Raw genomic sequence first — 20,728 nt, forward strand, 5'->3', positions numbered from 1 at the left:
GATGTTCAGCGATGAGCGGTTTTCCGTTTTGCTAAGACGTGAGCAATCCATTCGAAAAGTGCGTAAATCACAAAGAAGATAAGAAGCCAGCTGCTGGCATCGACCCATATATTGGTGATATGAATGATGTTCGCCTGATCAAGTCCAGTCTGTATCCACATGGTGATCAATGCTGTGAGGAACACTTGTAGAAACCATTTTGATTTTTTCAATTGGTCACACCTCCATCTCTTTCCATCATATAAGAAATGACAGTTTATTTCCAATTGTATTTCCATCAGTTTCAACGGTAAAATAATAAATAAAACCAATGGAAGGACATGAGATGAACGATCAAACCAATAGTTTTTTAAAAAGTCATTTTTCTGATCTTGTCCTCACACCGTCCCTTTTTTATCAATGGCCTTTTGGGCTTCGCTTTGAAGTGGCAGATTGGTCATTAGGAGAAGAATCAGTTGTATTAGAAAAAGCAGGGGATCGTGCTTTGAAAATTGTCAGATATGCTTTTGATCCAGAAGACGATATTCTGTTTGTCACGGATGTCTATACGCAGCATGAACATGAATTAACGAAGAAAAAGCTCCTAGTTTATCAGAAATATGTCCGCCAGCAAGTACGCAATCGATTGCGTCACGAGCTTTTGACCTATGTACGACCAGAAATAGATGACCCACTGACATTGGAGAGATTTACACTGAAATGCCGGCTGCAAGATATTCGATTGCGTCCACTTCTACAAGCCATGTGCCGAGAGGATTTCTATGCACCGAATCAAATCATGAAGGGGAAGCTTGATTATGAAATTTATCTCATCAATCTCTCGAAACAGATGATTTTCCACTTATATGATGATCGAGGCTGTGATCTCATAGCGTCAGATTCTGAGCGTCTTCGGCCAGTCTATGAGGGCTTACAGCACTGGCTATTAGACTATGATCGTGCTCAGATGGACCGGCTGTTTGCAGCGAAATAAGAAAACCGCACTTTTGACAAGTGCGGTTCTGTTTTATGCTTCTACTTTATTGAAGAACTGTGGTAAATATTCTTTGTGTGCTTCTAGCATTTCATCGAGGATGCTTTTTGCAATCGCATCTGATGGGACGAGCGGGTTGATCGTCATTGCGACAAGGGCTGTGTTGTAATCGCCTGTCACGGCTGCTTCAGCGGCAACACGTTCAAAGGATTTAATTTGAGAAATGAGTCCTTTGACAGCGACTGGCATTTCACCAACAGCGATTGGTTTAGGACCGTCTTTTGTGATGACGCAGTTGAGTTCAACGGCAGAATCATTTGGAATGTCACTGATGGCACCATTGTTGATGGTGTTCACAGGCTGAATGTCATGCTTGTCGTTATAAATGGATGCAATCAAGTTACAAGCCGCATCACTGTAGTAAGCACCGCCTCGTTTTTCAAGCTGTGGCGGTTTGATATCAAGATCAGGATCTTTGTAAAGCTCGAACAGGTCATTTTCTAGTGCACGAACGACTTCTGCACGAGTTCCTTCATTCTCTGCTGCTTTCTTTTCTTCAGCCAGCATATCACTTGTTTTGTAGTAGTAGCGGTGATATGGACATGGAATGACGCCAAGCCCTTTTAAGAAATCTGCATTCCACGGAATGGCTTGAATGTTGTTCATCGACATGCTGGAGTTTGGATCTGCCATGTCTTCGATGACTTGATCCATGATGCTTTTGCCATCTAAGAATACATTGAGTCCAAAGACCATATGGTTTAATCCAGCAAAGCTGACTTCGACTCTGCTTGCGTCTACATCAAGTCCTTTGGCGATTCCCATGCGAATACCGATTGGCACGTTGCATAAGCCAACGACTTTGCGATGGTTTGAATAGCGAAGAACGGCTTCTGTGACCATACCAGCTGGGTTGGTGAAATTCACAAGCCATGCGTCTGGGCACAGTTCTTCAATATCTTTGACAATATCAAGAATGACTGGAATGGTGCGAAGTCCTTTGAATAGACCTCCTGGACCATTCGTTTCTTGACCAATGACATTATATTTTAAAGGAATGCGTTCATCCTTCATACGTGCTTCAAGAAGTCCGACACGGAATTGTGTTGTGACGAAATCAGCGCCCGCAAGCGCTTTCCGGCGATCTAATGTTAAATGAACCTCGATTGGAAGTCCTGCCTTTTTCACCATGCGTTTTGCAAGATTTCCGACGATTTCAAGCTTCTCTTTTCCCGCTTCAATATCGACAAGCCAAAGCTCGCTAATCGGAAATTCATCGTATCGTTTAATAAATCCTTCTACAAGCTCTGGTGTATAGCTTGATCCTCCGCCAATTGTGACAACCTTTAATCCTTTTGCCATGTGCTGCACCTCCGAATAATGTAACGCGCAATGTTATAATAGAGAAAAGCCAATTCTTTTGTCTGTACATCTATAGCTTATCGTGAGAGCATCTAGTGCGTAAATGACTTCAGCGTCTTTAGGCAAGGGTGCCCTATTTAGAGATTTGTTACATAAAAGAAACACATTGTGACATGCTGTTGGAGAAAGGGGAAGTCAGATGTTTTCAAGTGAGGTCATTTCAAGCTTTAATGAACTAGAAAGCGCTTTATACCGATATATCATGGAAAACAGTGAAAAGGTCGTGTATATGAGAATTCGGGATTTAGCAGATGCTGCCCATATTTCCACCTCGTCTGTCCTTCGCTTTTGCCGAAAAGTGAATTGTGAAGGCTTTTCAGAGTTTAAAGTGAAACTCAAAATGTATTTAGAATCAGAGCAAACTCCTACTTTAAAAAGCACACAGCACTTTCTATATGAATTTATTGAACGCACACTGAAAGGGGACTTTGAAGGGAAAATTAAGGAGGCAGCAAGGCTCATTGCCGATGCAAAAAATGTGCTGTTTATCGGAACTGGCAGCTCTGGTATTTTGGCACAGTATGGGGCGAGGTATTTTTCGAGTCTTGAGAAATTTTCATTTTACATCAATGATCCGTTTTTCCCGATGAATATGCAGTATTTAGACAATAGTGTCACCATTGTGCTGTCTGTATCAGGGGAGAACCGTATTACGATTGATCATATTTCGAAGTTAAAAAGAGAAGGAAGCAAAATCATTAGTATTACAAACAATCAGCACTGTACGATTTCGCGCATTTCCGATTTAAATATTGCTTATTACGTGACAGACGAACGGGTTCACAGAGCCAATATTACGACACAGACGCCAGTTGTGTATATTTTAGAAGCGATGGCTCGTGACATGTTCGCGATGTTAAAGGAAAAGTAAAAGGAGCCGCTGCATGAATCAGCCGCTCTTTTTTTTCTGTCTCATAAAAGCGAGGATGGCAATCCCCGAACAGATGAGCACAAACAAACCGCCTAGCAAATACACAGTCCTCGCTCCGAATGCATCTGCAATCAATCCAACAAAGAAAATAGATAAACCGACAGATACAGAAGAAAGGACGTAATGAGCCGAGTACACCTTTGATAAATCTCGGACGGGCGTTTCCGTTTGAAGAATGGTTTGCTGCGAAACATCCCGAATTTGATAAGCAGGCCCCATCAAAATGCAAAGCAGCAAAGCAAGCCACGGCAGGCTATTCAGTGAAAAGACAATAGTCAGCACTGCATAAATGAATGAACCAGCTGCCATAAAGAGAAGAAGCTGCTTTTGAATCAACCGGCTTATCCACGCAGCCAAGAGCCCGCCTAGAATGGCGCCTGTATAATAAGCGGCGTTGATAAAACCCCACCATTCCTCACTTTCGTTTAAATCATGGGTGACAAAGGCAAGGGTAATCGCCCCGATCCACACAGCGCCCGCCATATTTTCACAAACATCCATAAAGGTCAGAGTGCGAATCGTTTTATTTGTCCAAATAATCGCCCAGCCATCCTTGAAACTGTTCATCTTATTTGCTTTTCGAACCGTGTCTTCTTGCTTGAGAAGAGGAAAAACAGGGATGAAAAACAAATAAGACAACACAATCATGAAACAAGTAATCCACATTAAATAAAAAGGACCAATCAACAGGACGAGCATTCCAGTAAACGAATAACCGGCGATTTGGACCGTTTGATGAAAAATGGAGGCTGTACTGTTCGCTTTCACAAGCTGATTTGCTGGCACAAGCATCGGCATGATGGCCTGTAATAAAGGACTGATGAATCCACCTGTGATGGAAATGAGAATAAGCGCACCAAACAGCCAGACCATATGCTGCTGAAAGAAATAAAATTGGGCTGTAAACACGATGAGCATCACAAGACGTAAAAGAGGGACCCATTTCAACAGCCGACCCGCTTGAAAGTGATCGGTCAAAACAGGAGAGATGAGCCCGGCTAATAGCTGGCAAAGCGTTCTTATTAGCGGAAATAGAGCCGCATAGGCAACAGATTGTGTATCTTGATAGATCACAAACGTGATCGTCATCACAAATAGAATATCACTTAGCATGAGAAGGCTTTTACTGCCTGTATAATACCAAAACTTGTTTCCCATATCCAACCGGCTCCTTTTCAAAAACAAGTTCAGTATAGCATGGTGATGAAGGACCTAGAGGCTTTTCATTGAAAAATACATCTTAAGGATGAGAGGATTGTGATAAGCTAAATGAAAGACATCGCAAGGAAAGGGGTTCAAATCAATGAAAGTACTACCGGCACATGAATTCTTGAATCAGCACAGCATCCCTTATGAGATCAAAGCATTTTCTTCCGAAACAGAGAAGGGAGCCGCAAATGTAGCAGCAGCCCTTGGTTTTCGTGAAAGACAAATGATCAAAACATTGATTTTTGAAACAGGGGAAGGGGAGCAGCTGCTTGTGATGGTTGGCGCAGACCAGCATATTAAGTCAGGGAAACTAAAGAAAGCGGCCGGCTCTCGTAATATTAAAATGGCATCACCAGAGAAGGTTCTGGAAGTGACGGGCTACCGAATTGGCTCGATACCGCCATTTTGCTGGCAGCCAGAAGGCTTCCGCACCATCATCGAAGCTTCGTTATTAGAGGAAGAGGTATTAGGCGTTGGAGCAGGCGAATGGGGAAATGAAATCCTCATCACACCAGAACAATTAGTGAAAGCCTCAAAGGCTGTACCGTATGACATTGTTCAACCAGCCGAATAGAAAAAAAGTGCCTGTTTCTTATGCAGGCACTTTTTTAATTTGCAGCAGGCGCCTTAAATGGATCGATATCTTTCATTTGCAGAAAGGCATCCACTGTTCTATTTTTTTCAAGATCATTCGCCCGTTTGCAGATAACAACGGGTCTGACGATTTCTATGCCTTCGATATATACGCGCCCAATCTCTTTCCGCTTGAGACTGCCTTGAACCGCATCACGGGGAACAAGTGTGATCCCATAGCCAGCTTTGATCATTTGAATCGCTTCATGAACACCGCTGAATTGTAAATCAACAGTCGGTTTTTTAATTCCTTTCGAGGTGAAAAGGGAAAAGAGCTTATCTCTTGTGGAGCTGCCTTCTTCACGCATCAAAAAAGGCTCCAGGCTCAGGCGCTCTAGCGGGACGGTTTTTCCGTTTAACGGATGGTCTGCTGGCACAATAAAATCATAGCTTAAATTCGTCAAATGGGAGGTAACGATCTCCTCATGATGCAAATCTTCAATTACAGCGATGGCCACATCTGATTCATATTGAAGCAGGCTGTCTATCACTTGAGCGGAGTTTCCGCTTTTTAATTCGATTTCTGTCTGTGGTGAAGACGTTTTAAAAGCAGCGAGCCAATCAGGCAGTAAAAAGTTGAGTGGTACGTAGGTAGAAGCGATGCGGAGACGCCCCTTTTTCCCATTTTGTAATAGCGTGATCTGATATTCTACTTCCTTTTCAGCCTCGAACACTTGCCGGGCATAAGGATACAGCATCTTTCCCATTTCTGTGAGCGCAATTCCTCGGCCGTTTCGTTTAAAAAGGCGAAAACCGATCTCTCGTTCAATGCTTCTAAGCTGAGCCGTCACAGCTGGCTGTGTCAAAGATAGTGCGTCTGCTGTTTGTGTGACGCTTTTAGTCTCTGCAACCTTTGCAAAAATCCGAAGGGCATGTAAATTCAACTTTGCACCACCTATCAATTATTTTAATGGTTTAATCAAAAACATTCATTAGATTTATTATAAAGCATCCCTTATCGTAAAGATAGCGAAGGGGGAAGGGAAAATGGATCATCGTCAAAAGCAAGTTGTGTCAATATCGCTCATCACAGCATTTGCACTTATTGGGGATTCAATGCTCTATATTGTTCTTCCAGTCTATTGGAAAGAGATTGGTTTATCATCTATTTGGGAGGTCGGGTTACTGCTGTCCATCAACCGATTCATTCGCATTCCGCTAGCGCCTGTCGTTTGGTGGCTCTATCGCTATATCCCAATGAAGACCGGTGTATTAATGGCGATTTTGATCGCGTCAGTGACCACGATATTATATGGGGTGAGCGGTTTTTGGCTGCTGCTGATCTGCCGCTGCGCATGGGGGCTTGCTTGGACGTTACTCCGTATGAGCGGGATGAGGGTTTTGGCTGAAATAGACGAAGGCTCACAAGGACATTTGACGGGTCTTTATAATGGGCTTTACCGGCTTGGCAGTTTATTTGGCATGTTATTTGGCGGGATTTTCGCCAGCTTGTTCGGCTTCCAGTCCATGACGCTTGTCTTTGGTTTACTCACATTGATAGGGTGCGTTTTTTATGTATCTTTGGATGAAATTGAAAAGAGAGAAGGCACGCAGATGTATCATGGCATCAAACAGAAGTGGTTTGCACGAGATGTTGTAAAAGTACTGATAACAGGCATGCTGGTCGCACTTATTATACAAGGTTTATTCGCATCCACGCTGAGTCATGTCATTGAAGCAAAGATCGATCAGGATGAATTTGCTCTATTTGGCTTTGTCATCGGAGCTTCGGCTTTAAGCGGTGTCATTCAAGCAATCAGGTGGGGGTGGGAACCATTTGTCGCACCGAGAACAGGCAAATGGTTTGATCGGCTTGTGATGAAGGAACGAATGCTATGCTGGATGTTTCTTTCATTTGGAGGGCTCAGTTTTCTTGGGGTCATGCTGAAGGTAAGCGGCTGGTTTCTATTGATGCTGCTTTTGATTCAGCTGCTGGCAACGATTGTAACAACGTTCACCGATACACTTGCCTTTCAAAAAGCCTCTGCTCAAACAGATAAGAACCGCTTTCTCGCCAGCTATTCTTTTGTTCAAGATATGGGGGCTGCTTTAGGGCCTTTGTGCGGGTATACATTGATCCAGTTTTTTGGAACAAACAGCGTCTTTTGGCTGATGCTCATCATAAGCTTAATGCTTGTCAGCATGTGGGTAAGAGGCGGGCAGCATGTCTCTTCTAGTGCAGTGTAAAAAAATAAAGCGTTATATAAAAAAACTGCCTCATGCAGCTGATCGCAGGAGGCAGTCATATTCTCTTAATCTAAGTCTGAATCGTAGGCTTTTTGCGTGAGCTGGCTGACAACCTCTTTTAATCCATTTGGTTTATGGAATTCAACAGGTGTGCTTCCTTTTTCGAAGACGATTTGGTCTGCTTCAACGAGCACGACATATCGATTGTTGACCTTCGCAATATGGATCGAGTGGCCAAAGTCCGCGAGAAGTCCTTTGATTTCTGTTTCACCTAGACGCATTTTCATTGTGATATCAGGGGTTTGTTCCACAATGTGAGATGCTGCTAGTGTGACCTGTTCTGTATCGAGTGTTTCTCTAATTTCTCGTTTTTCACTCGCTTCCCATATTTCAAGGTCCTCTTCAAATTGCTTTAATTCTTCACTTTCATCCTGTAATGTTTCAAATACTTGTTCCTGCACCATATTCATGACCTGTGATTTCATGATTTCAGGCATAGATTCCCCGTATTCGACGAATTTCAGAAAGTCCTCAAAATAACGAGCATGTGAGGATTGGTGAATTTTCACTTCGGCTTCCTCTGTCATGCCCTCTTCTGGCATAAACGGATATTGAATCGATTTCATGTTTTTTGTTGTAATGGCCATTTCGACTTTTTTGATCAAGGTAGATGTATCAGCGATAGAAGCCACTTTCTGTTCAAAATCGCATTTCATAATAAAGACAAAGGAGTCATCAAAATATTTTTTAGGGACAGCAGACGCAACTAAAAAAACGCCGCCTCTGACAGCACTTGTATCTAAATACGTGCGAACAAACTGTTCGCTGCATTCATTAAATACTTCTTTTGTATCGGCAAATCTCGTTTGATGAAATAAATTGTAGTTTGGATTTGAATCGAGTTCATGACCGGGTTCGACAATGAATCGGCCAATTTTGGTTGGTACTTGTTCAGATTTAGGGTGTCTGTCCACTTTTCGTTTGACGATTTTTTTCAGCTCGCCATCTAAAAAGTCCTTCAGCTCACTTTGTTCAAATTCCTCTTGATCTAATGTTTGATAATGCTTGAACCGTTTATTTGCTTGTTCATCTTTGCCTTCGATTTCTACGACAAAGAATGATAGAAAACGTATCGTAAAATCCATTGATTGGTCACCACTTTTTCTTCTTCGGATATGTTGAGTATAGAAAAAGGAGTGAAAATCGTCAACGAATGCAGAAATATCGTGTCATTATTTCCCGAGAAATGTTTAGTGAAAAACACTTGATAATAATTATCATTCTTGATAGAATGATAAAAGAAAAGAAGGAACCTGCCAGTTCCTTCATCTCAGAAAAACAACTTATTTTGTTTCAAATGTTTCGCAATCAGTTTCGGCATTGCGAGTCACATCAGTCATTGTGTTTTTACCAATTTTAATGGTAGAAGCAGTACAGCTGTTATCAGCCCAAAAACGGCAAGAGTTCACTTCACAAAGTACGTTTTGTGCCATGAGAATTCACCTCCGTGATTCATATTGAGAATGAAGCAAGCTGCCACTTGAATTCATTCCATCTAGTAGTCTCTTTATAAAAAGAGGCTGTTTGTGCTGATGATGCACATGTTTATCATACCATCTACCCTGATAATATACAATTTAAACTTTGAAAGAGCGAGAATACAAATCTCGCTCTTTTTTTATTTGTAAAAATAGTTAAATGCTAGGTGGCACCATCTCTCATTTCGACATATGAATAGAGTAGATTCAAAACCTGATGTCGGACAAAGTCTAAGGGTACATGTACTGATTTTCCGCATAAAGATAAGGTTTTCAATCAAAAATTTTCATAGAGAGATGAGGGGAGAAGATGAAAGCAGTCATTCTCTGCGGAGGAAAGGGAACGAGAATGAGTGAGGTCACACAAGCGCTTCCTAAACCACTTGCTATGATCGGAGATCGGCCTATTCTATGGCATATTATGAAAATCTATCAGTATTACGGAGTAGATGAGTTTATCTTATTGCTTGGATATAAAGGAGAGAAGATCAAAGAATATTTTCTGAACTACGACTGGCGGCATCACAGCATGCAGCTGGATATGGCAACAGGAGAAATGAAGCTTTTAGGAAAGTCAGAGAACTGGAAAATCACCTTTTTAGATACGGGTGAGGAGACGATGACAGGCGGACGGTTAAAGCAGGCACAGGACTACATTGGGGGTGAGACATTCATGATGACATATGGTGATGGACTTGCCAATATCAATATGTTTCATCTGCTGAAGCGTCATCAGGATCTTGGGGCAGCTGCGACTGTCACAGGAATTGAAAAGAAGTCCCAGTACGGGACACTGAAGGTGTATAACGGGATGGCACAATCCTTCTCTGAGAAGACAGACAGTGTCGGGATGATCAATGGAGGGTTTTTTGTGTTGTCTCCAAAGGTATTTGACTATTTGACAGACGATGATCAATGCGTGTTTGAAGCGGAGCCTCTGCAAAATCTGGCGAATGATGGAGAGCTTGCGGTTTATGAGCACCACGGATTTTGGACAGCGATCGATACGTATAAGAACCTGAAGGAAATCAATGGCATGTGGACAAATGGAAAACAACCATGGAAGGTTTGGTGACGGCATGAGCGGATTTTGGAATGGGAAAAACGTATTTGTGACTGGATGTACAGGACTATTGGGAAGCTATCTCGTCAAGGAATTGATTGATCAAGGTGCAAACGTAACTGGGCTTGTGCGTGATCAGGTGCCTCGATCGAATTTATATCAAGGCAGTCAATTCGAAAAGATGAATGTGGTGCAAGGTGCATTGGAGGATATGCAAACGATTGAACGTGCGTTAGGAGAATACGAAATTGATACTGTCTTCCATTTGGCGGCGCAGGCCATTGTTGGGGTCGCAAATAGACACCCTGTTTCTACATTTGAAGCCAATATTTTAGGGACATGGAATGTACTGGAGGCTTGCAGAAGACAGCCGCTGATCAAACGAGTCATCGTGGCATCAAGTGACAAAGCATACGGCGATCAGGAGCAGCTTCCATACGATGAAGATATGCCGTTAAATGGGAAACATCCGTATGATGTATCGAAGAGCTGTGCAGATTTAATTTCTCACACGTATTACAACACATATGGTCTTCCGGTTTGTATTACACGCTGCGGCAATTTATACGGGGGCGGGGATTTAAATTTCAACAGAATCATTCCGCAAACCATCCAGCTTGTGCTAGAAGGAGAGGCGCCTGAAATTAGAAGTGACGGGACATTTATTCGTGATTACTTCTACATTGAAGATGCGGTCAAGGCTTATTTGCTGCTAGCTGAGAAGATGGAGGAAAAAGGGCTCGCTGGAGAAGCATTTAACTTTAGTAATGAAATTCAGCTGACGGTGCTTGAGCTCGTGGATAAGATTTTAAAGGCGATGGGCAGTGAACTGAAGCCGCGTATTTTAAACCAAGGAACGCATGAGATTAAGCATCAATATTTGTCGGCAGAAAAGGCGAGAAAGCTGCTTGATTGGAAGCCTGACTACTCCATTGATGAAGGTTTAGAGAAGACGATTGAATGGTATCGCGAATTCTTTCAAAAATAGAGGTGTAAGTAGATGAACAGCATATATTGTACGGTTCTATCGAGTGGAAGACTTTATCAAGCCATTGCGTTTTTCTTATCATTGAAGCAAGTAGAAGATGATGCTGTCATCAAGACGTTATGTATGGATGATGCTGCATTTGATCTGCTTCATCAAATGAATTTTCCTCATGTTGATCTTGTTCATGTACGGGAGCTCGAAACGCCGGAGCTGCTGGAGAAAAAAGAGGAACGGGATGCCTCGGAATATTGCTGGACATTAAAGCCGATTTGGATTGAGTGGTTATTTGAACAGGAGCAGGCAGAGGGAGTAACCTATCTTGATGCGGATTTGTTCTTTTATGAGAGCCCGAAAGCGATTTTTCAACATCAGCCGAATGCCTCTGTTTTACTCTCGAGAGGGGATATTGTGATTCCGAGCTTCGATCCTGAGGAAGTGAAGATGCTTCAGAAGCTTTTAGGACGATATAACTCAGGCTTCCTGTATTTTAAAGGAGATGAAGCCGGCCGGAAATGCCTCAGCTGGTGGAAAGAAGAATGCTTGAAGGAATGCAAAAATGCGCCGGGAGAAGGCAAGTTTGGCGATCAAGGATATCTCGATCATATGCCGAAGCTGTTTGAAAAAGTGGAAGATATTCAAACAAAAGGCGTGAATATTGGTCATTGGAATTATGGGCAGCATTCTTATCGGGAAGAGAATGGACGTATTTTGCTGGAGGATGGGCATCCGCTCATTTGCTATCATTTCAGCGGCTTTCGCATCGTGAGCAAGGATGAGATGCAGCAAATTCATGAAAAAGGGAGAAATGATCTGCCATTTTTCCAAGAAGCCTATCGAAACGTGCTGCGCCATGTGATTGAATCTGTTGAGCAGGTCGATCCGCTGTTTAACGGCTATGCCAAATTGGAGGGGGATGACGCATGAATGAGAAGCCAAAGGTAAGCGTCATTATTCCGAGCTATAATGCCAAAGAGCGTTTAGAAGGGAGTCTTTTTTCCTTAACGCTTCAGGATACGGATATACCATTTGAGGTGATTGTCGCTGATAATGGGTCAACGGACGGCACGATGGAAATGCTTGAGAACATTGAGGTGAATTTCCCGTTTAAAAAGGTACGTATTCCTGTCAATCAAGGGATTGCCAAGGGTCGCAATCATGCCATTCGCGAGGCGGAGGGAGACCTGCTGATATTCCATGACAGCGATATGCTGGCAGAGCCGCAATTTATTCAAAAGCATGCGGAGGCACATGCTGTTCATGAGGACCTTGTGATTTGTGGTGTATGCTGGAAGCGGATTTATCGTTATTTTTACGAAGCATTTGATAAGGATCATATCAATCGGTTGAAAAAGCAAGGCTTGTATAAGCGGAAAATGAAAGATAAAACGCCTCTTTTATCAATGAAGGAAGTTGAAAATGGTGGATTTCTAGAGAAAAGCTTCGATTTGCAGTCTGAGTTTATTGATATTCTCAAAGACATTTTGCGCACGTATAACTATGATTTAGGCTCTTATGAGCTGCCGTGGCGATTTTTTATTACGAATAACTCCTCTGTCAAACGTAAGCATGTCATGGCACTCGGGATGTTTGATGAAAATATCGTTCGGTACGGGTTTGAAGATTATGATTTAGGAATTCGTCTGCATCAGCTTGGTCTCTCGTTTGAATTGCGAGAGGATATCATGAGTGTGCATCAGGAGCATCCAAGTAATTTAACGTCATTTGATGACATCAAATATAACATTTTGTATATGTGCGAGAAGTACAACAATATTGATGCCATTGATGTCCATTTGGCTTTCTCTGGTCCATTTTCTCACACCGTCACAAATGACATTGTGAAAGAGGTCCGGCAGCTGCGTGAAAATCCGGCATTCGATGGTCTGCTTTCTTATTTTTTAGAGCTGCTTCATTTGATCACAGAGCGGAATGTAGGCATCAAACGCGATAAAAAAGATCAGCTGACAGCAAAGCATGTCCCTTTGAAAAAGCTGTCAGAGGCAGCGCAGCTTGCACGGCAGGAATATGGCTGCACAGTGCTTGTAGAAGCCATTCAAGGGCTGACGAAAGAGCTATTACGCGTTGATTTGTTTCAAGTGGATGTGTTGTAGATGGCATCTTATCATTTTACAACCATTGTGTCGAATACCCATATTTTTAAGCTTTTGGCGCTGATTCATTCGCTTGAACAAACCGCCCATTCATTCAAGCTGTCGGTTTTATGTGCGGACCCATTGGCTTACAAGGTGTTAAGTGAATTCCCTCATCCGCACGTTCAATATGAACAGCTTGAAGACATTGAAGATGACATGCTGCGAAAGGCAAAAGATGATCGGACGTTCCATGAGTATTGCTGGACGTTAAAGCCTGCTTTTCTGCTCAAAATCCTTGAGTCCTCAGAAGCGGATTATCTCGCCCATTTGGATACGGATTTGTATTTTTATCATGATCCAGAGGCGGTATTTGCAGAGAATCCGCTCGCTCATTTATTTTTGACGGATCATATGAATTCCAAGCGGTTCTATCACTTTTATGAGTTGTCTGGCCGCTTTAATACTGGATTTGTCGGCTGCCGCAACACAGACGTTGCCAAACAGGCGGTCACACAATGGAAGGATAACTGTCTTGCACACTGTACAGTAGAAATGGATACAGAAAATAAGACGTATGGAGATCAGCGGTATGTTGAAAGATGGATCGATGATTTTGAAGGGGTCCATGTGGTGACATCTAAAGGAGCCAATGCCGCCATTTGGAATATTGAAAACTACAAGCTTTCAGTTGTGAAAGGGGATATGTATCTCGACGAATGTCCACTCTTGTTCTATCATTTTTCTGCCTTTACGATCATTGATGAGAATACCTTTAATCTTAATTGGTATTACTATATGACTGAACAAAATCTAGTGGATCATCTATATATTCCGTATGCCGATTTGGTTCATCAAAAAATTAAACAGGTGCAAAAGGTCTTTCCAGAATTTCAGCAAGGGTTTATTGCAAAGAAGCACGTTCCTGACACGCATTTTTATGAGATATGAAAAAACCGCTCAATAACTGAGCGGTTTTCTCCTTTTTATGATTCATTCCATTTGGAGATGGTTTGATCGCTAGGTAGTAAGAAGGCCAGGATGCCTAATATCGGTAAAAAGGCGACTCCGATCATGGTAGGCGTTAAACCGAAGGCATCAATGAATGAGCCTAGAGCGACTGATCCAATTGCACCCATACCAAACGCAAGCCCAACAGTTAAACCGGACATTGTGCCAATTTTCCCGGGAAATAGTTCTTGAGCATAAACGACTGTGACAGAGAAGCTTGATGTCAGAATGACCCCAATCAGTCCAAGTAAAACATAAGCAAAAACAGGTCCGGCAAATGGCAGCAGCAGGGCAAGCGGAAAGGATGCCAATAAGGAAATTAAAATCACGGTTTTCTTGCCGAAGCGGTCTGCAAGCGGTCCGCCTAAAAATGTCCCAATTGCACCTAGAATGAGAAATAAGAAAATATAAGTCTGTGATTCTTTAATCGTCAATCCATATTGTTCAATCGCATAAAACGCATAGAAATTCGATATCGCATTCCCATACCAAGAGCGGGCAAAGATGAGAAAGACGATAATGCCAAGTGCTGTGAGTGCTGACTTACGATGAATATCAGATCTTGCAGCTTTTGCTGGAGCCTTTTTCGCTTGAGCTCGAATGGTTTGAAGTCTTCCTGCGTACCATCTTGAAATATAAAGAAGGAAACCGACAGCAATCATTCCAACAATCGTAAACCAAGCCACGCCTGGCTGACCGAGAGGGACGAGCATTAATGCAGCGATCAGCGGAGCAAAGGCTTGACCTGTATTTCCGCCTACTTGATAGATGGACTGTGCAAGTCCTCGTCTTGGACCAGCTGCCATGTTGGCAACACGAGAGCCCTCTGGATGGAAAATTGCAGAGCCGAGTCCGATAAAGACAACGCAAAGCAAAATGGTGGCAAAGGAAGGCGCAAACGCAAGCCCGAATATACCGACAGCACTAGAAAATAAAGCAATCGGGAGTGCATAAGGCATCGGCCGTTTATCTGTATACCACCCAATAGCGGGCTGCATGACGGAGGAGACCATATTTAATGTAAAGGCAATCAGCCCTAATTGTGTAAAGGTCAGCCCCATTGAGCGTTCTAAAATAGGGAACATCGCAGGAATAACGGCTTGCAATGTGTCGTTCAGCATATGGCAAATGCCAATAATCAATAAAATGGGGTAAACCGTTGATCCGGTGACAGAATTTTGAGGTTTATCCTTTGTACGAGCAGCAATAGCCAATGAGACTTCCTCCTTTCATTCAACTGTTTTCTATTTTGCATTCTTCTCATTTTATTCATAAGGTGAACTATAAAACAATAGCAAATTGTCATGATTTAGAAAAAAGAGACACAAGTGCTTGTGTCTCTAAAGGGTTATTGATAAAAAGATGCGATCACAGGCTTCATTTTTTGAATGACGAGTCCGCTTCCGCCGCGGTTTTTCACACCTTCAATCATGCCGACGAGGACGTAATCTTCTTTTTTAGGATTAAATGCAAGTAAAAATCCATTTTCAGAACCGTCTGTTGCCCCTTGTTTGCTCTTCAGCTCTGCCGTTCCTGTTTTAGCGGCAATATCAGCTCCTTCAATTTGTAAGGAGTGAGCTGTACCGTTTGGACTGGTCACGACCTGAGTCAGCGCGTCTTTCACTGAGTTTGCCGAGTCTTCTTTGATGATTTGTTTTGGTGATGCTGTTTTTTCATCTTGAACGACTCGAGGATAGACAAGCTTGCCTCCTGTTGCAAATGGAGAATAGGCATGTACTTGTTCAATCGGTGACATGAGTAATTCGCCTTGGCCATAGGCAGAGTCAGCAAGTAAGATGTCCGATTGAATGCCATCGTTCGATACTTGTGCTGGTTTCGTTGTAAATGGCATGTGCAAATCTTCGCCAAACCCAAATGCTTTTACTTTTTTCTCGTAGGTGTCTTTGCCAATTTCCAGTGCTTCCTGTCCGAAGTAAATATTGTCTGAGTACACGAGGGCATCGACCATATTTACATTTTCTTTATCGTGAACCCGTGTAATTCGATAATTGCCCCAAGATTGATCCTTTTGCCATTTCAGTCCATGAATGGTGCGTACTTTATTAGGTTTTGTGACACCTGTTTCCAGCCCAATGGCCGCTGTAATGGTTTTGAATGTAGACCCTGGTGCATACCGGCTCGCATAGCGAGCTTGGAATGGGAGGTCTGGGTTTTCACTGTATACCTGATATTGCTTAGGTGTGATCCCATTTGTCATGAGATTGACATCGTAGGAAGGGGCGCTGACAAGCGCTAATAGATCCCCCGATGATGGATTCATGATCGTGACGGCCCCTTTTTCACCTTTTAGCTGTTCATAGGTTTTTTTCTGTAAAGAAGCATCAATGGTCAGCTTCACTGTTTTTCCATCTTTTCGATCTGATTTTTGCAATGTTTCTTCAATGCCTGTTTCATCATGGACGATCAGAATGCTTCCGCCATCTTGTCCACGCAGGTTTTTGTCAAACGTAAATTCAAGGCCGGTTTTGCCGATGATTTGATCTGCTTTTAATGCCGGATTTCTTTTGATATCATCTGCATTTGCTTTTCCGACATAGCCGGTGAGATGGGCGGCGGCTTCGTTATAAGGATAGTAACGCATTTCCCTTCGTTTGATAGGTGACGCCTTTTACCTCCTTTGGAATCGGCTTTTGCTCTAACATTGATTTGAGCGGGACAAACGTGTCGTCTGTGACCCATGCTTGTTTCAGCTGATTGTCAATCAGTTCTTCGTCTATATCAAACGCCTTGCTGATTTTTTTGATATTGCGTTCTTTTTCTTTCCCTGTTCCGAGTTTACCTGGGATGATGCCAAGTGCGTTTCCACCAGTTGTTTCTGCCAGCGTACGCCCTTTTCGGTCTACAATGTTTCCACGGACAGCAGGGTCTGATTTGACTTTGATAGTATCTCCCTTCTCCATTTGCGGGAAGATGAGATTTGGCTTCCAGTCCACTTTCCACTTGTCATCTTCTTCTGAGAGAACGCCCTTGTAAGAAAGCTTGTGCAGCTTGCCAAAAGACGTTTTCATTGTCACATCATAGGAAAATTGATACCCATTTCCTTTGTCCTGTTTTTCGACGTTGAGCTTTGATATGTTCAGATCATAAGCACCAATTCCGTTAAAGATATTGTCATATTTTTCGGCTAGTTGTTTTTTTGAGAAGTCATTGGCTTTCAAAGACGCACTCGTTACCTCATCAGCCAGCTTCGTAAAGTCTTTCTTCTCCAATTGTTTCGTAAAGGATTCCGCCGCTTTTAAAGCCTCTTTTTCTTTTGAGAAAAGAGTATCTTTTAAGAAAAAGAGAGCAGCTGCTATCACGATGATGCTAAGAAGAGGAATAATGAATTTTTTCTGTTTCCAAAATGATTTTCTTTGATCCTTATACAATGAAAACACCTCAATTTTTGATTAGATCTTCTATATTTTACAGTGATTGCACATGATTTGTATAGTTTCTCCTATGAAAATAGACCAAGGCATCATGTCATGGTTTTGAAAATGGGAGTAAAATGACAGCTGTTTTTATGAAAGATATCTTCATTTTTTCTTATGATTTAAAGGATTTCTTAAGAGATCATCGAATGTGGAAAATTAGAAAAAATATGACAAGCGCTTTCAATAGGGGGAATTGTTATCGTTTATAAAAAAGTGAATGTAATTGGACTTATTCTTGGACCGACACTTTTCTTGCTCGTTCTGTTTCTCATACCTGAAGATGAATTGACCTATGCTGCGAGGGTAGTCTTGGGCATTACGGCTTGGACGGCAACATGGTGGGTGACAGAAGCACTGCCCATACCTGCAACATCTTTATTGCCCATCATCCTACTGCCGACACTTGGCGGGCTTTCTATGGAACAGACATCAAGGGCTTATGGAGATCCGATCGTCTTTATGTACATGGGAGGATTTATGATCGCTATTGCCATTGAAAAATGGAACTTACATAGAAGAATGGCCTTACACATTTTAAGGGTGATTGGCACTAGAAGTGACCGCATTGTATTAGGTGTCATGATCGCGACTGCTTTTTTATCTATGTGGATTTCGAATGCAGCGACAGCCCTGATGATGCTCCCGGTGGCACTTGCAGTGATTAAAGAGGTCAAGGCTAATGAAGTCTTATCTGGTCCATCTCTTGATCGATTCAGTAAAAGCATCTTATTGTCGGTTGCGTATTCAGCGTCAATTGGTGGTCTAGCAACACTTGTCGGATCTGTGCCAAATGCTGTGTTTGCTGCGATGTCAAAAAAGCTATTAGATCGGGAAATTATGTTTTTTGAATGGTTTTTGTTTGGTTTTCCTGTTGCGATGATTCTGCTCATTCTCTTATTTCTGTATTTGACCAAGGTACAGTTCAAGGTAGAGCACACAGGTGAAATGAGTGTAGCGTTCATTCGAAAGGGATTAGAGAATTTAGGAAAAATGAAACAAGAGGAAAAATGGGTGTTTGTTGTTTTTCTCATGACGGCGTTTTTGTGGATTTTTAAGCTCTTTTTGTTTGGAGGGATCACCGTATCTGATACGTCTATCGCCATTTTCGGTGCCATGCTGTTATTTCTCATTCCAGCAACAAATGGTGAGAGAATATTAGAATGGCAGGATATGAAACAGCTGCCGTGGGGGCTTTTGCTTTTGTTTGGAGGTGGGCTTTCGCTCGCTACGGGCTTTGCAGAAACCAATCTAACGGGATGGATTGGGGAAAATCTACAGCATTTACATGGGCTTTCGTATATCGTGCTGTTGATCATTTTAACGGGAGCGATTTTGTTTATGACTGAAATTATGTCAAATACAGCTGTTGCCAATATGATTATTCCGATTACGGTAGGGCTTGGGCTTGCGATTGGCATGGAGCCATATGGGTTAATGGCTGCGGCTGCTTTGGCTTCTTCATGTGCGTTTATGCTGCCGATCTCCACACCGCCAAACGCCGCTGTCTTTAGTGCGGACGTGCTGAAAATATCTGATATGGTCAGGGCAGGCTTTTGGTTAAATATCATCAGTATTGTGGTGATTGTCCTTGCGGTGTATTTCTGGCTCCCGATTGTGCTTAAAAGCTGAGCGGGTTACGAAGGTGGCTTTGATCGAATCGAGACGTCGGTGTTTTTGTTTCTTTTGGCTTCGGTGCTGGTGTGGATTATTTGATGTGAGTGTCCTTTGGCGTGTAATAAGCGTGTTAGATCCAGATATGGTGGACTCAAATTCAGCCAAAAACAGCGTGATTTAAGCAAAAAAAAGAGACCGGGAATCCCCGTGTCTCTTTTCTAATGTGTTTCATTAAGATGGCTTTTTCGTCTTGCATAGGTGAAATAGACAACGACACCAATGGCCACCCAGATAAGGAAGGCTCTCCATGTCACCCATGAAAGGGTAGTTGCGAGTGTGATACAAATGACCGCGCTGATAATCGGAAGAACAGGCACGAATGGCACTTTAAACGCTGCTTTGACATTCGGGTGCTTTTTCCGTAAAACGATGACGGCAATTGAAATCACCGTAAAGGCTGCAAGTGTACCGATACTCACTAAATTCGCAAGCGTCGATAAATTCACAAAACCTACGATACATGCTGCGACAGCACCTGTCAGCCAAGTGTTGGCAACGGGTGTTTGCGATTTTGGATGAACATTTGAGAAAATTTTTGGCATGAGTCCATCGCGGCTCATCGCAAAGGTTAAGCGAACCTGCGCATAGACCAAGGCAATTAAAACCGTTGTGATCCCAATAATGGCACCGGCTGATATGATACCTGCCACACTATGAAGGCCAACGACTTGAAGAGCAAATGCGACAGGGTCACTGACATTCAGTTTCGTATAGTGAACCATGCCGGTTAAGACAAAGGACACACCGATGTATAAAATGGTACAAACACCGAGCGCCCCGATAATGCCGATCGGCATCGCCTTTTGCGGATTTTTGACTTCTTCAGATGCATTGGCGATCGCATCAAATCCGAGATAAGCAAAAAAGACTGTTGCCGCGCCTGCGATCACTCCTTCAAAGCCCATCGGCATAAAGGGTGTCCAGTTTTCAGGTTTGACGTAAGCAAAGCCTGAAATGATAAAGAGAAGGACGATGGCAATTTTGATTAACACAATGATGTTATTCAGCTTCGTGCTTTCTTTGACGCCTCTTGAGACGATAAAGGTGATAAGTAAAATAATAAGTGCGCCTGGAAGGTTAAAGACGGCACCATCAGCGGCTCCAGGTGCAGCTGATAAAGCCTTCGGTATGTGCAGACCGAATCCACTGAGCAGTGATTGAAAATAGGACGACCATCCACTTGCTACAGCAGAGAGCGCAATGACATATTCAAGCATGAGATCCCAGCCCATTAAGAAGGCGAGAAATTCCCCAAGTGTGGCGTAGGAATACGTATAGACGCTTCCTGACACAGGAATGGACGAGGAGAATTCAGCGTAGCAAAAAGCAGCAAGGGCGCATGCGATCGCAGCCAAAATAAAAGATATAATAATCGCAGGTCCCGCATCCTTTGCTGCCGCAACCCCCGTAATCACAAAGATACCAGTCCCGACCACGCAGCCAATGCCAAGCAAGATTAAATCAAACGTATTTAACGATCGGCTGAGCCGCTTCGTTTGACTTTCAAGCATGAGCTGGTCGAGAGACTTTTTTCGAAATAAAGAACTCATGTTGACCTCCTAATGGATAAAT

At 42.8% G+C, this 20,728-nt stretch carries 18 protein-coding genes and 1 pseudogene; 10 read left to right on the top strand and 9 right to left on the bottom strand.

Annotated elements, in window-relative coordinates:
* Positions 1–5: 5 nt before the first annotated feature.
* Complete coding sequence (locus C6Y01_RS14685) at positions 6–212, bottom strand: hypothetical protein (protein WP_095286002.1); 207 nt, start codon at positions 210–212, stop codon at positions 6–8.
* Positions 213–325: 113 nt separating this feature from the next.
* On the opposite strand from C6Y01_RS14685, the gene C6Y01_RS14690 reads away from it, so the two are divergent.
* Positions 326–973: a DUF3885 domain-containing protein gene (locus C6Y01_RS14690; RefSeq protein ID WP_095286001.1), complete on the top strand. Its 648-nt coding sequence runs from the start codon at positions 326–328 to the stop codon at positions 971–973.
* A gap of 33 nt (positions 974–1,006) precedes the next feature.
* On the opposite strand, the gene C6Y01_RS14695 is transcribed toward C6Y01_RS14690, so the two are convergent.
* The gene (locus C6Y01_RS14695) at positions 1,007–2,335 is read right to left on the bottom strand and encodes a 6-phospho-beta-glucosidase (protein WP_106038410.1); all 1,329 of its coding nucleotides are present in this window, start codon (positions 2,333–2,335) and stop codon (positions 1,007–1,009) included.
* Positions 2,336–2,534: 199 nt separating this feature from the next.
* Between C6Y01_RS14695 and C6Y01_RS14700 the strand changes: the two genes are divergently transcribed.
* Positions 2,535–3,266, top strand: a complete 732-nt coding sequence (locus C6Y01_RS14700; RefSeq protein ID WP_034664588.1) for a MurR/RpiR family transcriptional regulator — start codon at positions 2,535–2,537, stop codon at positions 3,264–3,266.
* Between the two features lie 18 nt (positions 3,267–3,284).
* Here the strand turns inward: C6Y01_RS14700 and C6Y01_RS14705 are convergent, their stop codons facing one another.
* Positions 3,285–4,484, bottom strand: coding sequence for an MFS transporter (locus tag C6Y01_RS14705; RefSeq protein WP_106038411.1), 1,200 nt, complete (start codon positions 4,482–4,484; stop codon positions 3,285–3,287).
* A 145-nt stretch (positions 4,485–4,629) separates the two neighbouring features.
* Between C6Y01_RS14705 and C6Y01_RS14710 the strand changes: the two genes are divergently transcribed.
* Positions 4,630–5,109 (top strand): aminoacyl-tRNA deacylase, encoded by a 480-nt coding sequence (locus C6Y01_RS14710; RefSeq protein ID WP_060595726.1) that lies wholly within the window; start codon positions 4,630–4,632, stop codon positions 5,107–5,109.
* Positions 5,110–5,143: 34 nt separating this feature from the next.
* Here C6Y01_RS14710 and C6Y01_RS14715 read toward each other — a convergent pair whose 3' ends face one another.
* Positions 5,144–6,052, bottom strand: coding sequence for a LysR family transcriptional regulator (locus tag C6Y01_RS14715; RefSeq protein WP_095286000.1), 909 nt, complete (start codon positions 6,050–6,052; stop codon positions 5,144–5,146).
* 103 nt (positions 6,053–6,155) lie between these two features.
* Here C6Y01_RS14715 and C6Y01_RS14720 point away from each other — a divergent pair, with 103 nt between their 5' ends.
* Positions 6,156–7,355 (top strand): MFS transporter, encoded by a 1,200-nt coding sequence (locus C6Y01_RS14720; RefSeq protein WP_106038412.1) that lies wholly within the window; start codon positions 6,156–6,158, stop codon positions 7,353–7,355.
* A 65-nt stretch (positions 7,356–7,420) separates the two neighbouring features.
* On the opposite strand, the gene C6Y01_RS14725 is transcribed toward C6Y01_RS14720, so the two are convergent.
* Both C6Y01_RS14725 and C6Y01_RS14730 read right to left on the bottom strand, forming a co-directional pair.
* Positions 7,421–8,500 (bottom strand): DUF3900 domain-containing protein, encoded by a 1,080-nt coding sequence (locus tag C6Y01_RS14725; protein ID WP_106038413.1) that lies wholly within the window; start codon positions 8,498–8,500, stop codon positions 7,421–7,423.
* 198 nt (positions 8,501–8,698) lie between these two features.
* Positions 8,699–8,848 carry a DUF1540 domain-containing protein gene (locus tag C6Y01_RS14730; RefSeq protein ID WP_003213883.1) on the bottom strand — a complete coding sequence of 50 codons (150 nt, stop codon included), beginning with the start codon at positions 8,846–8,848 and terminating at the stop codon, positions 8,699–8,701.
* A 355-nt stretch (positions 8,849–9,203) separates the two neighbouring features.
* Here C6Y01_RS14730 and rfbF point away from each other — a divergent pair, with 355 nt between their 5' ends.
* Genes rfbF through C6Y01_RS14755 form a run of 5 tightly spaced genes read left to right on the top strand, consistent with a single transcriptional unit; the run spans position 9,204 to position 13,985 of the window.
* Entirely contained in the window at positions 9,204–9,968 is a 765-nt protein-coding gene (rfbF, locus tag C6Y01_RS14735) for a glucose-1-phosphate cytidylyltransferase (RefSeq protein WP_034664577.1), read from the top strand.
* A gap of 4 nt (positions 9,969–9,972) precedes the next feature.
* Positions 9,973–10,944, top strand: coding sequence for a GDP-mannose 4,6-dehydratase (locus C6Y01_RS14740; protein WP_041816148.1), 972 nt, complete (start codon positions 9,973–9,975; stop codon positions 10,942–10,944).
* A 12-nt stretch (positions 10,945–10,956) separates the two neighbouring features.
* Positions 10,957–11,868 (top strand): putative nucleotide-diphospho-sugar transferase, encoded by a 912-nt coding sequence (locus tag C6Y01_RS14745; RefSeq protein ID WP_095285996.1) that lies wholly within the window; start codon positions 10,957–10,959, stop codon positions 11,866–11,868.
* A complete protein-coding gene (locus C6Y01_RS14750) occupies positions 11,865–13,055 on the top strand; it encodes a glycosyltransferase family 2 protein (RefSeq protein ID WP_095285995.1) in 1,191 nt (396 codons plus the stop codon). The genes C6Y01_RS14745 and C6Y01_RS14750 overlap by 4 nt, the downstream gene beginning before the upstream one ends.
* Positions 13,056–13,985: a putative nucleotide-diphospho-sugar transferase gene (locus C6Y01_RS14755; RefSeq protein WP_095285994.1), complete on the top strand. Its 930-nt coding sequence runs from the start codon at positions 13,056–13,058 to the stop codon at positions 13,983–13,985.
* Positions 13,986–14,020: 35 nt separating this feature from the next.
* Here the strand turns inward: C6Y01_RS14755 and C6Y01_RS14760 are convergent, their stop codons facing one another.
* Together C6Y01_RS14760 and pbp4 are read right to left on the bottom strand one after the other, a co-directional pair.
* Positions 14,021–15,259, bottom strand: coding sequence for an MFS transporter (locus C6Y01_RS14760; RefSeq protein WP_034664564.1), 1,239 nt, complete (start codon positions 15,257–15,259; stop codon positions 14,021–14,023).
* Between the two features lie 134 nt (positions 15,260–15,393).
* Positions 15,394–17,434, bottom strand: a pseudogene (gene pbp4, locus C6Y01_RS19310) (penicillin-binding protein PBP4(5)).
* Between the two features lie 261 nt (positions 17,435–17,695).
* Between pbp4 and C6Y01_RS14770 the strand changes: the two are divergent.
* A complete protein-coding gene (locus tag C6Y01_RS14770) occupies positions 17,696–19,111 on the top strand; it encodes an SLC13 family permease (protein ID WP_034664557.1) in 1,416 nt (471 codons plus the stop codon).
* A gap of 203 nt (positions 19,112–19,314) precedes the next feature.
* Here C6Y01_RS14770 and bcaP read toward each other — a convergent pair whose 3' ends face one another.
* The gene (gene bcaP, locus C6Y01_RS14775) at positions 19,315–20,706 is read right to left on the bottom strand and encodes a branched-chain amino acid transporter BcaP (RefSeq protein WP_034664554.1); all 1,392 of its coding nucleotides are present in this window, start codon (positions 20,704–20,706) and stop codon (positions 19,315–19,317) included.
* Positions 20,707–20,728: the final 22 nt, after the last annotated feature.

Source organism: Bacillus sp. NMCC46, from assembly GCF_002998465.1.
GTDB lineage: Bacteria > Bacillota > Bacilli > Bacillales > Bacillaceae > Bacillus.